The organism is Cytobacillus firmus (assembly GCF_023657595.1).
Taxonomy (GTDB): Bacteria; Bacillota; Bacilli; order Bacillales; family Cytobacillaceae; genus Cytobacillus; species Cytobacillus firmus_B.
Map to the genome: position 1 here is coordinate 4,224,550 of NZ_CP098323.1, position 12,774 is coordinate 4,237,323.

Genomic DNA, 12,774 nt, shown 5'->3' on the forward strand with positions numbered 1-12,774 from the left:
ATGAAAAACTATCGTTGGAAACGCATACAAGCATTATTTACTTCTGATTTCTCGTTCTTTCTCTAAATTTCAGAAAATTATAAAAATAATTTATAAGCTGTATAGCCGAAAGTATCCCCGGGATTAATGCCGTTAATTAAAGGTTTGATGGACGAATCCGAAGTATCCAATATGTATTTTAAAAGAACTGATGCATCCGGATCATCTGCAAGTTCTTTCGGATTGCGATACTGTACATCGAGTAGTTCGCTTTCCTGAACTTTTAATGATTGTTCAGGCTCAGCTTCAAGCAAAAACAAAATCATATTATCACTGACTTCTCCTTTTATGACACCTGTACGCAATCCAAGCAGGCCTTTCACTGTACATTTTATCCCGGTTTCCTCTTCTATTTCCCGGACTGCAGCTTCATCAGCCGTTTCGCCTGGTTCCACAAACCCTGCGGGCAGAGACCATTTGCCTTTAAGCCCTCCATATTTCTTTTTAACAACAAGCCAGTTGCCTTCAGGTGAAATAACAAGCCCGGAAACCGCAAGCCACACCTTTCCCCTTTTATGTTCGACTCCCATTCACACACCCCCTTTTACGTCATTTTATCACGAAAAAATCACCATTAAAAAAAGGGACAGACTTTAGAGTCCATCCCCATATATAAATGATAGCTGATTGATTAAAGAACGTTGAATTTACCTTTTTTCAATACAAGAGATGGTCCGCCAACCATGTAAAGTGCACGGTTATCGATCATCTTCTTCATGAATGAAGCTTTAGTTCCAACCATTTTCTTTCCGAATGCCACACCGATGGCATCATGTTCGCCCAGAGAACATACAGTACCTTTAATATCCGGTGTAAACGTTTCAAGATCAGTTTTATTACGGATTAAAGCAGTAATGTTTCTTGCACATACTTCACCCTGCTGCATAGCAATTTGGGCAGTAGGAGGGTATGGACGGTTAATTTCTTCATTGATGATTAATGAGCAGTCTCCGATGATAAACATATTATCATGGCCAGGAGCGCGCAAATCAGGCTGAACTTTTACACGGCCGCGCATTGCTTCAATGCCGGATTTTTCAATAATAGAATTTCCGCGTACACCTGCAGCCCAGACAACTGTTGCAGCTTTGATTTCTTCTACTTCATCTTCTCCCTTGCCAACGATAATTCCTTCAGGAGTAGCTTCTTTAATCGCTGTTCCGATCATGAATTGTACGCCTTTTTTCTCCAAGTGGGATACAGCGTAATTAACAAGCTCCGGATCAAAGCCTGGAAGAACCATTGGAGCTGCTTCCACACAAATGATTTTCACTTTATGATAGTCCACATCGTATTCTTTGCAAAGCTCAGGAACACGGTTTGCCAACTCTCCAAGGAATTCAATGCCAGTGAAGCCTGCACCGCCGACAACAATTGTCAGGCGCTCATCTTTTTTCTCGGCGTCTGTATTATAAGTAGCAAATTGGTATTCGATATGCTCGCGGATTTGACGTGCAGCATTGACATTGACAATCGAAAATGCATGTTCCTTAAGTCCTTTGATACCGAATGTCTCCGGCTCAGCTCCAAGTGAAACAACCAGATAATCATAGTCAATTTCGCCGTTTTCCAAAATGACTTTCTTTTCTTCTGCTTTAATTTCAAGAGCAGTGCCCTGAACGAATTCAACTTTGTTGCGGTCAATAACATCTTTTATATCATAGCGTACACGATCATGATGAAGTGTTCCGGCTGATGCCTCGTGCAGCCATGTTGTTTCATAATGGTAGTCATTCTTGTTCACTAAAACGATTTCCGCTTCGTTTGTTCCTACAGATTTCTGCAAACGGGTTGCAACCATCAAACCGCCGTAGCCTCCACCGAGGATTACAATCTTTGGCTTTCTCAAGTGTATCACTTCCACCTTTTTTAAGTATTTTCTAATGTTTTCTTATCTTCCACTGCTTTATATTTTTTATAGCCAAAAACATAAAAAAACTTTGTGATTTTATTCACTAATTAGTTCAAAAAAACTCAAAAAAATTGTCATAAAATATTAACATTATTCCTCCATTAATCTTATTCTACTTCATAGGGTTTTTCAACCCCAAAAAAATAGACGAAAAACTTAAAAATTTTAGGAAAAATTAAAAAAATATACGTGTTTTTATTTTCATGTATTCCACTCGAAATATTCCTATCATTCATAATATTTACCTCTATTCGTGAGGTTTCAAACGATATATGTTAAAATAAAGAATAGAATTTTCAATACATACGTGGGGGGATTTTGCATGAAAGAAGATCAAAAAGTGTATGACATAACCATTATTGGCGGGGGGCCAACTGGTTTATTCACTGCTTTCTACGGGGGCATGAGACAAGCATCAGTAAAGATTATTGAAAGCTTGCCGCAGCTTGGGGGACAGTTATCTGCTCTTTATCCTGAAAAATACATATACGATGTTGCCGGCTTCCCGAAAGTCCGCGCCCAGGAATTGATTGATAACCTTAAGGAACAAATGGCTAAATTCGAGCCCACTGTATCACTTGAGCAGTCTGTTGAAAAGTTGGAGAAGCAGGCTGATGGAACATTCAAGCTTACCACCAATAAAGAAGTGCATTATTCAAAAACTATCATTATCACTGCCGGCAATGGCGCTTTCCAGCCTCGCCGTCTTGAACTTGAGAGTGCCGTTCAATACGAAGGCAAAAACCTTCATTACTTTATTGATGATTTAAATCAATTTGCCGGCAAAAAAGTCGTTGTGTTCGGCGGAGGGGATTCTGCTGTGGACTGGGCATTAATGCTTGAGCCTATCGCTGAGAAAGTCACCATTGTTCATCGTCGCGATAAATTCCGTGCACATGAACACAGTGTAGAAAATCTGCAGAACTCCAAAGTAGAAATTAAAACACCTTATGTTCCTGCTGAGCTTATTGGTGACAGTGAAGGAATCAGCCAAGTCGTACTTGAAGGTGTGGCTTCAAAGGAGAAAGAAGTATTTGATGTTGATGCGGTAATCGTTAACTACGGATTCGTTTCCTCGCTTGGCCCAATTAAGGAATGGGGTCTTGATATCGAAAAGAATTCCATCGTGGTTAACTCCAGAATGGAAACAAATATCGAAGGCATCTACGCGGCCGGCGATATCTGCACATATGACGGGAAAGTTAAGCTTATTGCCTGCGGTTTCGGTGAAGCGCCAACTGCCGTCAATCATGCAAAATCCTACATTGATCCAAAAGCAAAAGTGCAGCCAATGCACAGCTCTTCCATGTTCGGCAAATAAGATAGGAAAAGGACGGCCCGTTCGGGACCGTCCTCTTTTGATGAGTAATGTTTTTTTAGCACTCTTCCGGTGTACCTGTATTTGTAGCTGTGCGGAAAGAAGATCCGCAGCCGCAGTTGGCTATGGCATTGGGATTGTCGATTGTGAATCCGCCGCCCATCATGGATTGTTTATAATCAATTTTTGTGCCATTTAAGATAGGTGCGTCTTCCTTGCTGACAAGAACCTGAATTCCATAGTGCTCTGACTGGATATCCCCTTCCTCGACTTCGTGTGCAAACCCCATTCCATAGGAAAGCCCGCTGCACCCGCCTCCTTTAACAGCTACGCGCAAGAATGCATCTTCTTCCTCATTTTGCTTCATCATTTCTTTTATATGCAAAGCTGCTGCTTCTGTTATATCCACAACTTTTTCCATGTTATTCCCTCCTGTCATGTAAGGATACTTCTATAAACATAGTATATACAGTAACAGGCATGTGCTCAACTTAAGCGGCTTTTACATTTTTTAATTTTTCTATGATACATCCTAAACAATAGTTCTTTATACTCAATAACTACATCAATAGTGGTATAATAGTCTCATTCATCATCTCCGGAGGTGGCATTCTATGCAGCAATTAAAACTGACTTATGATAAAAAATGCGAATGCAGAGTCTGCAAACAGAGTTTCACCACTAAAAAACTCCGCTCCAGATTTGTAAGAGCAGCTGAATTTGACAGTGATTTCTGCCCTAATTATGCTGATGCAACCACGAACCCTCTTTTATATCATATAAATACCTGTCCGCACTGCGGCTACTCTGAATCAGAAGAATTTTCTCCTTATTTCCCGCCGGGAGCCCTGGACTTGATTCATTCTAAAATAGCAAAAGCCTGGATTCCTCAGGATTTTTGCCAGGATCGATCCATCCATGCTGCTGTCAGCACCTATAAACTGGCTATATATTGCGGGACTTTAAAAAGGGAGAAGCATATTATTATGGCTGGTTTACAAGTCAGACTTGCCTGGCTTTACCGCAATATGAAGAATGATATTCAGGAACAGCGCTTTTTGAAGCTTTCTCTAAAGGAATATCTGGAGTCTTATATGTCAGATGATTTTAAAGGATCATCTATTTCAGAAACGAGGATTTTTTATCTGATCGGGGAGCTATCCCGAAGGACACATCAGGCAGAACAGGCTGTTAAATATTTCTCAAAAGTAATTGAGCTGCAAAACCGCTCCACTGAACCCAAATTAATTGAAATGGCCAGAGAACGCTGGTATGAAATGAGACAGGACCAAAAAACTGCAGCAAATTAAGGAATAAGAAAAGGAGCGAATTTAATCGCTCCTTTTCTATATTAAAACATTGGATTTTCATCCAGATATTGATATATATTTTCAACCAGTTCATCTGGTGTTTCTCCTGTTACCACTTCTCCGTTCACAAGCGCAAAAAGAGTGCTTGCACATTTGCCGCAATACCCAAGACAGCCATATTCTATGACATCCAGATCATAATCCTTTTCCAGCTGTTCAAGCGCTTTTTGAGAGCCGCTGGCCAAATTGCTGATGCAAAATTCGATGATTGGCTTAATCACATCTTTCACCTCTCTACCCTGTTAATGCTACCTTTTTTACCCGAATTCTGCAAGAAAGTGATTTCATTAATATTTCTTATAAGTATGCATAATTACCACTTCATGTCGTTTATTGTCAAGTTTCCTGCTGATTTGTGTTGTGATTTTGTCACAATTTCGTTATACTTTTTATGGGTTTGAGGTTAATAATATCATTTATTTATTTTTTCAAGATAACTAATAACGGTTATATTTAGGTTCGGTAACAGCAATCAGTACGGACATAAAGGGGAAATATACTATGAAAAATCTTGTGATACTTGGCGGAGGCTATGGAGGTATGAGGGCGCTTGCCCGACTTTTGCCTAACCAGCTTCCCGATGATGTCTCTATTACTCTAATAGATCGTGTGCCTTATCATTGTTTAAAAACTGAATATTACGCTCTTGCTGCCGGCACCATTTCTGACCAGCATGTGCGTGTATCCTTCCCTGAACACCAAAGATTGACCATTAAATACGGTGAAGTGACAAAAATCAGCATCGAGGAAAACAAGGTATATCTTCAGGGCGAAGATCCTGTTTCATATGACGATATAATCATTGGGCTTGGATGTGAAGATAAGTACCATAATGTTCCGGGAGCTGACATTCACACATATAGCATACAGACAATTGAGAAATCCCGAAGAACATATGAAGCTTTAAATAATCTATCACCAGGCTCTGTTGTTGGAATCGTCGGTGCAGGATTAAGCGGAGTGGAACTGGCTTCTGAATTAAATGAAAGCCGTCCGGATTTAAAAGTCAAATTATTTGATAGAGGGAAGCATATACTTTCCGCCTTCTCCGAAAGATTGAGCACCTATGTTGAAAATTGGTTTTTGGAGCATAATGTTGAAATCATTAACCAATCGAATATCACAAAAGTAGAAGAAAAAACCCTTTATAATCATGACGAAGCCATCCACTGTGATGCCATCGTATGGACCGCCGGCATCCAGCCGACCAAAGTGGTTCGGGATATGAATGTGGAAAAGGACCCGCAAGGACGAGTAGTCTTAACCAAGCATCACAATATTCCCGGGAATGAACATGTATATGTGGTAGGAGATTGTGCGAGCCTTCCGCATGCACCAAGTGCACAGCTTGCAGAAGGGCAGGCAGAGCAAATCGTTCAAATTCTATTGAAACGCTGGAAAGGCGAGGAGCTTCCTGAAACATTGCCAGTTATCAAGCTTAAAGGAGTTCTTGGATCACTGGGCAAAAAGCACGGTTTCGGTCTGGTTGCAGAACGTCCTATCACAGGCCGCGTCGCCCGCCTGCTGAAATCCGGAATACTTTGGATGTATAAATACCATAACGGTTAAGAAATAAAATGAGCATCCGTTTGGATGCTCATTTTTTATTAAACTGTCTGATAACCATACTTTTCCATTTCCGCATAGATCGTTTTTAATTTTGGATTACCTTCACCGACAATCTCATCCTCAATCAGGACAACAGGGTAAAACATATCTTCCTCTATCACTTTAAGTGCGAATTCTTTTTTGTCCTCTTCTTCGGGTGGATTATGAATGTCAACATACACGATTTTAAAAGGCTGATTGGCAAATTTCCGGGATAGTGCTGCCTCCAGCCATTCATAAGTTTCCTTGGATGATGGCAGGTTCACACAGCTTGGACAAAGCTGCTCCGCCCCATAAACAGTGATTTCAATCTCTTTTTTCACTCTTCTCTCCCCCTATGCAAAACTTGTTCTTCCCTCCATTTTACAACATTAACAATGAGCAGCCTAATAAAAATATTCTCCTAATGAGTGGAAATTACGTTCTTTGAATAGATTTTTAAGACTGATTTGATTATAATAAATGTATGGAAAGGAGTCGATTTCACATGGCAGAACAAACAACTATGACTGAACAAGTTCAGGAAGTATTAGATAAATTGCGCCCATTCCTTCTTCGCGATGGCGGGGACTGTGAATTAGTGGATATTGAAGATGGCATCGTTAAATTGCGCCTTCTTGGTGCATGCGGCAGCTGCCCAAGTTCAACGATTACATTGAAAGCTGGTATTGAGCGCGCTCTTTTGGAAGAAGTACCTGGTGTAGTCGAAGTAGAACAAGTTTTTTAATTTTTCCTTTGCAAAAAGCGATGTCTGCATGACATCGCTTTTTTTATATTGTATGGCCTATCTCCAGCTCAGCTAAGCTTTTTTTTAAAACCGTGCAGCCTTCCTGATCAATTTTAAGGGGCATGATTTCCATTTCCGGGAGCAGCCTCCGAAGCCCTTCTGCCACCGCGGGAGCACATCCTGTCTCAGCCAGGCAGAGAACTGCCGGCCCTGCACCGCTTAAGGCAACTCCAAATGCTCCGAGCCCAGGTGCTGCTTTTTCAATGACTTCCAAATGCGGAACCATTTTCTTTCGGTAAGGATGATGGAATAAGTCTCCGCTCATCATCTTGCCTGCGAGGGTGTAATTCCCGCTAAGCAAGGCTGCTACCATGACATTTCCGACTGCGCCTGCCTGGACAGCTTCCCTAAAGGACCATTCTGAAGGCAGAACACCTCTGGATTCCTTTGTGAGGAGCTCGTTTTTCGGAACCACTGCTATAACATCAAATTCTATAGTTTTAATACTTTGAACAGATACCTCTTCCTCTGACAGGCAGCCAATAACGAGGCCTCCGAGAAGGGAGGCACCTGCGTTATCAGGATGGCCCTCCATTCTTGATGACAGTTCAAGCTTCTCGTACTGTGTCAGCTGGAGTCCGCAAAGCACATCAGCCAATTCGATTCCCGCTACAATGGCTGCAGCGCTTGACCCAAGTCCCCGTGTGAGAGGGATATCGCTCGAAATGCGGACTTTACATCCCGGAAGCTCTCTACCATACTTCTTCGCGGTTTCCATTGCAACTTGAAAAATAAAATTGGATTCATCAGATGGGTAGATGCTTAGCGGCTCTGATAAAGGAATCATTTCAAACTTGTCTGCCTTCTCTGCTTCAAGCGTCAAATATAAATTTAAGGCAAGGCCAATCGAGTCGAAGCCTGGCCCAAGATTTGCCGTACTGCCGGGTACTTTAATGACAACCATTTCACCTTCGCTCATATGTGAACGGCTCCCTTGATATGGTCCGCAACTGCTTTTTCATCATTAGGCAGCAAAACAGGCTTAACAGGGCTGCAATCAATGGCTGTATTAGGATCCTTCAGTCCGTTCCCAGTCAGGATGGCCACCACTTTTGTTTTATGCGGAATCTCCCCATTGCGAAGCTGTTTATATACTCCCGCAAGTGAAGCACATGAAGCCGGCTCAGCAAAAATGCCTTCAGATGAAGCAAGTTTACGGTACATGCACAGGATCTCTTCGTCGCTGACTTCATCAATTTTTCCATTTGATTCTGACAATGCTGCATTGGCTAAATGCCAGCTCGCAGGATTTCCGATTCGGATGGCTGTGGCGATCGTTTCGGGATTTTCAAACACACGGTTATGAACGATAGCCGCTGCACCTTCAGCCTGTACTCCGTGTACTTTTGGAAGGCCAGTGCCGCGCACTTCATGGTATTCTTTAAATCCTTTCCAATAGGCAGAAATATTGCCGGCATTGCCCACAGGCAGGGCCAGGATATCCGGAGCCCCTCCAAGCTGGTCGCAGATTTCAAAGGCCGCTGTCTTCTGGCCTTCCAGACGATATGGATTAACTGAGTTTACTAGAGTAATAGGTTCTGTTTCGCTTATCTTCCGCACCATTGCCAGTGCCTGGTCAAAGTTGCCCTCAATAGATACGACTTCCGCTCCATACATAACAGCCTGTGCAAGTTTCCCCATGGCGATTTTTCCTTCAGGGATGACAACCACACATCTCATGCCGGCTCTTGCTGCATATGCCGCCGCAGCTGCAGAGGTATTGCCGGTGGAGGCACAGATGATGGCATCGCTTCCTTCTTCTTTCGCCTTTGCAACAGCCATAACCATGCCTCTGTCTTTAAATGACCCGGTAGGATTTGCTCCTTCCGTTTTTACATAAAGGTCAATGCCCCAGTCCCTTGAGAGTTTATCCAGCCTGATAAGGGGGGTATTTCCCTCATTTAAAGTAAGCATTGGTGTATTTTCACTAACTGGCAAATAGTCTTTATATGTCTTTATGAGGCCTTCCCATCTCATACTCTGGCGCTCCCTTCCACACGATACGAACTTTTGATTGATTGAACTGCCGGCAAATCTCTTAAACTTACTAAAATATCCTCATAATCCTGAAGGGATGCCTGGTGGGTAACCAGCACAATCTCAGCAAGCCCTTTTTCTTTTAAAGGAAGCTGCAGGATTTTCTCGAAGCTGACATGATGCTCTGAAAAAATGGATGTGATGTTGGCAAATGTCCCTACTTCATCTTTTACATGCATTCTTAAGAAATACTTCGAATAAATTTCATCTGCATCTTTTAATTTTTTATCATATTGAGGAACTGCCGCGCTTTTTCCGTTGACGCCAAGACGCATATTTTTCATGACCCCAACAAGATCCGATACCACAGCTGTAGCTGTAGGCAGACTCCCTGCCCCAGGCCCGTAGAACATCGTTTCCCCTACCGCTTCACCGTAAACATATACTGCATTATATTCATCCTGAACCGATGCAAGAGGATGAGACTCGGAAAGCAATGTCGGCTGGACACTTACTTCCACCTTCTCCCCCTCCCGATGGGCAATCCCGATCAGCTTCATGATGTACCCAAGCTGCTTGCCGTACTGCAGGTCTTCTTCCGTAATATCCGTAATGCCTTTAACCTTTACATCATCAAGGTCAATATTCATGGAAAAACCCAGTGTAGACAGGATCGCCATTTTCCTTGCTGCATCAAGGCCCTCCACATCTGCAGTCGGGTCGCTTTCCGCATATCCCAGCTCCTGAGCTTCTTTCAGGACGTCCTCATAAGCGCTCCCATTCTTGCTCATTTTAGTCAAAATAAAGTTCGTTGTCCCATTCACAATTCCCATCATTTTTGTAATTCTATCAGAAGCCAAACCATCTACCAGCCCTCTTAAGATGGGAATGCCGCCGGCAACACTTGCCTCATAAAAGAGATCGCACCCGTTTTGAGCAGAAGCAGCCAGCAATTCAGGTCCATAAACAGCCATTAAATCCTTATTTGCCGTCACCACATGCTTGCCATTATCCAAAGCTTTCTTTAAATGGTTTCTGGTTTCTTCTATGCCGCCCATTACTTCAATCACTACATCTATATCAGCATCATTTAAAATGTCTTCAGGATTAAGCGTCAGCAAATTCCTGTCCACTTTAACGGCTCTGTCTTTATTTACATCTTTAACAAGAACTTTTTTTACAATAACCGGACAGCCGACCTGGTGCATAAGCTTATCCTGATGTTTCTCAATGATTTGCACGACACCCGATCCAACTGTTCCTAACCCTAATAAACCGATTGAGATTGATTCCACGCTAGCTCCCCCTTAAAGTGTTCACTATGTAAGTACATTTGTATTTGTATAGTAGACATTATAGGGGGCAAGAGTGATTTTTACAATAGGCAATTTTCCGAAAATAATACGTGGAAGCGCTTAACATACTGGTTTATTGCGCTTTAATTTTTTAAAATTTTTTTATCCATCAATAAAGGCACCCATTATGGATGCCTTCATCACTTCTATTGCACCGGTGTTTTCGGTTTTTTTTCCGAAAGAACAAGATCAATATTTTCCACACACAGCTGCATCATCCTATAGCGCGTTTCTATGCTTGCACTTCCGATATGGGGCATGGCCACCACATTTTTCAGCTCTAACAGCGGATGTCCGGCGCCGATTGGCTCTTCCGCAAAAACATCCAATCCTGCAGCCGCAATTTCACCTGCCTTCAGTGCTTCATATAAATCATGTTCATTTACTACCGGTCCTCTGGAGGCATTCACAAAAACAGCATGGTTTTTCATCTTCCGGAAGGCATTTCGGTTAAATAGATTTCTTGTTTCTTCTGTCAATGGTGTCAGACAGACAACAAAATCTGACCGTTCGAGCAGCTCATCAAAGCTAACGTACTGAGCTCCCAGTTCCTGTTCTGCATCCAGCTTCCTCGAGCGATTGTGATACAGGATTTCCATATCAAATCCTGCGGCACGCTTTGCCACTGTTTTACCGATATTCCCCATTCCCACAATCCCGATTGTTTTATGATGCACATCCTGGCCTGCCAAAAGGAGCGGGCTCCAGCTCTTCCAATCGCCTTTCTTTACAAACTCCGCAGCCTCCACCATTCTTCGGGCAGCAGCAAGCACAAGTGCAAATGTCAGGTCGGCGGTTGAATCATTTAATACCTCTGGAGTGTTGGTCACTGTAATTCCCAGCCTCTTTGCTGTTTCAACGTCCACATTATCATAGCCGACAGCCATATTGGCAACAACCTTCAGCTTCTCTCCCGCTTTCAGAACTTCCTCATTTACCTGCTCTGACAGCATGGTTAGAAGGGCATCCGCCTTTTCGGCTTCTTGCAGAAATACATCGTAAGGAACCGGCATATCTTCCCGATCCCACATTTCAACAATGTATTTTTCTTTTAATATGGCGATAACATCCTCAGGAAGCTTCCTGCTGATAAATACATATGGTTTCATTGAAATATCCCCTTTTCACATTCTCAGCTTACTGTTCCTTTCGCCAAGAAAGAGGGAATTCCCTGCCTTTTTTCAGCTCTTAATCCAATTCACCAGAGGAATCCTTAGTTTTTTGATCGGAACTTCCGCAAATTCGAAAAACCCTCCCAGAAAGCGCTCATGGTCGTCAGACTGCCAGAGATATTTCTGCAGGCGCTCCTGAAGCACCAGCTTCTGCTGTTCAGAATCGGCGCCATAATAATTTTCTACTGTTTCAAAATAATGGAGGGGAAACAATAGACGGGCGTAGTATAACCGCCATGAAAAAGAGGATAATCCTCCAACACTTTGATATTCCGATAAAAATTGGCGGAGTTCCGGCTGATACGTTTTGATATTACGGAAGTATTTTTCCCTTGTCCATTCCGCCAAATCTCTCGACGAGTGATCAAATACCCAGTCAAATGGATTTTTCATATAATAATTGTCTCCCCAGGTGGAAGAAGTCAATCTAATATGACAAACGGTTCCGCTGTCTGCCATACCGGGTTCATCGTCAAGCTCTGTATCCACAAGATACTGTATTGAATTTTCAGCCAGCCCCATATAGTATGGAAATGACTCTAAAAACATTCTCTCAAAGTCATTTTCGGGTTTTTGGAATAGCATCTCATTCCATACCTTTTCCATTTGGTCAAGCCGCTGTTCCCAAAGCTGTTTCCATTGCCCGATTCTGCTCGTTTTTTTCACAGGAAAAGAAATGCTCCTGCCTCTATGATGGAACTTTGCCAGCTTTCTGCCAAACTGATTCTGCTTCCTGCTCATGGTATGCCGATTAACTAAAATGCAAAAACGGCTATCATTCCAGTCAATGGACTGCTTGCCTTCCTTCGTTTTCAAAAAAGTGCTTATATTTCTATCTCCGCTATTGGACAGGTGTTCTGCCATTCGGTCCAGTTCATCAAGCTCTTCTTCATCTGTATGCCCAGCAGGCACAAGCAAATAAAGATGCCCCTGCTTACGGCATGCATCATATTTTCCGATTCTGAGTGTATCTTCTGCTTCTATGCCAAATTGTTCTTTCAAAAGCATTCTAAACATTAAACCACCTCAAGTTAAAAAGATCTTTAAGGGATATATATGATAGAAGACTTTAAAACTTGTTGTTTTCTTGGATAAGACTGTGCACCATGGAAATGATATAGAAAATGAATTTTTTCCGTTTGAGCGGCAGTGGGCATATTTGATAAAAAAAGGGTATATACATAGTGAAAAGAATCTAAAAGTAAACAGCACAGGTCTTTTAAAGGCCTGATGAAG

General features: G+C 42.4%; 13 protein-coding genes and 1 pseudogene. 4 read left to right on the forward strand and 10 right to left on the reverse strand.

Annotated features, from left to right (window positions below):
- Positions 1-77 precede the first annotated feature (77 nt).
- Both NAF01_RS21350 and NAF01_RS21355 read right to left on the reverse strand, forming a co-directional pair.
- Positions 78-569, reverse strand: coding sequence for an NUDIX domain-containing protein (locus tag NAF01_RS21350; RefSeq protein WP_250801087.1), 492 nt, complete (start codon positions 567-569; stop codon positions 78-80).
- A gap of 101 nt (positions 570-670) precedes the next feature.
- Positions 671-1,888: an NAD(P)/FAD-dependent oxidoreductase gene (locus NAF01_RS21355; RefSeq protein ID WP_048010923.1), complete on the reverse strand. Its 1,218-nt coding sequence runs from the start codon at positions 1,886-1,888 to the stop codon at positions 671-673.
- 385 nt (positions 1,889-2,273) lie between these two features.
- Here NAF01_RS21355 and NAF01_RS21360 point away from each other — a divergent pair, with 385 nt between their 5' ends.
- Positions 2,274-3,272, forward strand: coding sequence for an NAD(P)/FAD-dependent oxidoreductase (locus NAF01_RS21360; RefSeq protein ID WP_250801088.1), 999 nt, complete (start codon positions 2,274-2,276; stop codon positions 3,270-3,272).
- 55 nt (positions 3,273-3,327) lie between these two features.
- On the opposite strand, the gene NAF01_RS21365 is transcribed toward NAF01_RS21360, so the two are convergent.
- Positions 3,328-3,690 carry a HesB/IscA family protein gene (locus NAF01_RS21365; protein WP_250801089.1) on the reverse strand — a complete coding sequence of 121 codons (363 nt, stop codon included), beginning with the start codon at positions 3,688-3,690 and terminating at the stop codon, positions 3,328-3,330.
- Between the two features lie 193 nt (positions 3,691-3,883).
- Here NAF01_RS21365 and NAF01_RS21370 point away from each other — a divergent pair, with 193 nt between their 5' ends.
- Entirely contained in the window at positions 3,884-4,579 is a 696-nt protein-coding gene (locus tag NAF01_RS21370; RefSeq protein ID WP_250801090.1) for a DUF2225 domain-containing protein, read from the forward strand.
- Positions 4,580-4,620: 41 nt separating this feature from the next.
- Here the strand turns inward: NAF01_RS21370 and NAF01_RS21375 are convergent, their stop codons facing one another.
- A complete protein-coding gene (locus NAF01_RS21375) occupies positions 4,621-4,860 on the reverse strand; it encodes a YuzB family protein (RefSeq protein WP_035331977.1) in 240 nt (79 codons plus the stop codon).
- A 280-nt stretch (positions 4,861-5,140) separates the two neighbouring features.
- Between NAF01_RS21375 and NAF01_RS21380 the strand changes: the two genes are divergently transcribed.
- Positions 5,141-6,208 (forward strand): NAD(P)/FAD-dependent oxidoreductase, encoded by a 1,068-nt coding sequence (locus NAF01_RS21380; RefSeq protein ID WP_163142605.1) that lies wholly within the window; start codon positions 5,141-5,143, stop codon positions 6,206-6,208.
- A gap of 38 nt (positions 6,209-6,246) precedes the next feature.
- On the opposite strand, the gene NAF01_RS21385 is transcribed toward NAF01_RS21380, so the two are convergent.
- Positions 6,247-6,570: a YuzD family protein gene (locus NAF01_RS21385; protein WP_197218644.1), complete on the reverse strand. Its 324-nt coding sequence runs from the start codon at positions 6,568-6,570 to the stop codon at positions 6,247-6,249.
- 182 nt (positions 6,571-6,752) lie between these two features.
- On the opposite strand from NAF01_RS21385, the pseudogene NAF01_RS21390 reads away from it, so the two are divergent.
- A pseudogene (locus NAF01_RS21390) lies at positions 6,753-6,974 on the forward strand (NifU family protein); the annotation flags it as partial.
- A gap of 43 nt (positions 6,975-7,017) precedes the next feature.
- Here NAF01_RS21390 and thrB read toward each other — a convergent pair.
- The 5 genes from thrB to yutH all read right to left on the reverse strand — a co-directional run bounded on the left by thrB (position 7,018) and on the right by yutH (position 12,555).
- On the reverse strand, positions 7,018-7,953 hold the full coding sequence (gene thrB, locus NAF01_RS21395; RefSeq protein ID WP_250801091.1) for a homoserine kinase: 936 nt from the start codon (positions 7,951-7,953) through the stop codon (positions 7,018-7,020).
- Positions 7,950-9,011 carry a threonine synthase gene (thrC, locus tag NAF01_RS21400; protein WP_163142596.1) on the reverse strand — a complete coding sequence of 354 codons (1,062 nt, stop codon included), beginning with the start codon at positions 9,009-9,011 and terminating at the stop codon, positions 7,950-7,952. The genes thrB and thrC overlap by 4 nt, the downstream gene beginning before the upstream one ends.
- Positions 9,008-10,306: a homoserine dehydrogenase gene (locus NAF01_RS21405; RefSeq protein WP_048011981.1), complete on the reverse strand. Its 1,299-nt coding sequence runs from the start codon at positions 10,304-10,306 to the stop codon at positions 9,008-9,010. Before NAF01_RS21405 ends, thrC begins: the two co-directional genes overlap by 4 nt.
- A gap of 206 nt (positions 10,307-10,512) precedes the next feature.
- Positions 10,513-11,475 (reverse strand): 2-hydroxyacid dehydrogenase, encoded by a 963-nt coding sequence (locus NAF01_RS21410; RefSeq protein ID WP_163142593.1) that lies wholly within the window; start codon positions 11,473-11,475, stop codon positions 10,513-10,515.
- Between the two features lie 72 nt (positions 11,476-11,547).
- A complete protein-coding gene (gene yutH / locus NAF01_RS21415) occupies positions 11,548-12,555 on the reverse strand; it encodes a spore coat putative kinase YutH (RefSeq protein WP_250801092.1) in 1,008 nt (335 codons plus the stop codon).
- Positions 12,556-12,774: the final 219 nt, after the last annotated feature.

Excerpts from the sequence above, each read along its gene's own strand:
- NAF01_RS21350 (WP_250801087.1), bottom strand. The coding sequence starts at position 569 with ATGGGAGTCGAACATAAAAGGGGAAAGGTGTGGCTTGCGGTTTCCGGG.
- NAF01_RS21360 (WP_250801088.1), top strand. The coding sequence starts at position 2,274 with ATGAAAGAAGATCAAAAAGTGTATGACATAACCATTATTGGCGGGGGG.
- NAF01_RS21365 (WP_250801089.1), bottom strand. The coding sequence starts at position 3,690 with ATGGAAAAAGTTGTGGATATAACAGAAGCAGCAGCTTTGCATATAAAA.
- NAF01_RS21370 (WP_250801090.1), top strand. The coding sequence starts at position 3,884 with ATGCAGCAATTAAAACTGACTTATGATAAAAAATGCGAATGCAGAGTC.
- NAF01_RS21380 (WP_163142605.1), top strand. The coding sequence starts at position 5,141 with ATGAAAAATCTTGTGATACTTGGCGGAGGCTATGGAGGTATGAGGGCG.
- thrB (WP_250801091.1), bottom strand. The coding sequence starts at position 7,953 with ATGAGCGAAGGTGAAATGGTTGTCATTAAAGTACCCGGCAGTACGGCA.
- thrC (WP_163142596.1), bottom strand. The coding sequence starts at position 9,011 with ATGAGATGGGAAGGCCTCATAAAGACATATAAAGACTATTTGCCAGTT.
- NAF01_RS21410 (WP_163142593.1), bottom strand. The coding sequence starts at position 11,475 with ATGAAACCATATGTATTTATCAGCAGGAAGCTTCCTGAGGATGTTATC.
- yutH (WP_250801092.1), bottom strand. The coding sequence starts at position 12,555 with ATGTTTAGAATGCTTTTGAAAGAACAATTTGGCATAGAAGCAGAAGAT.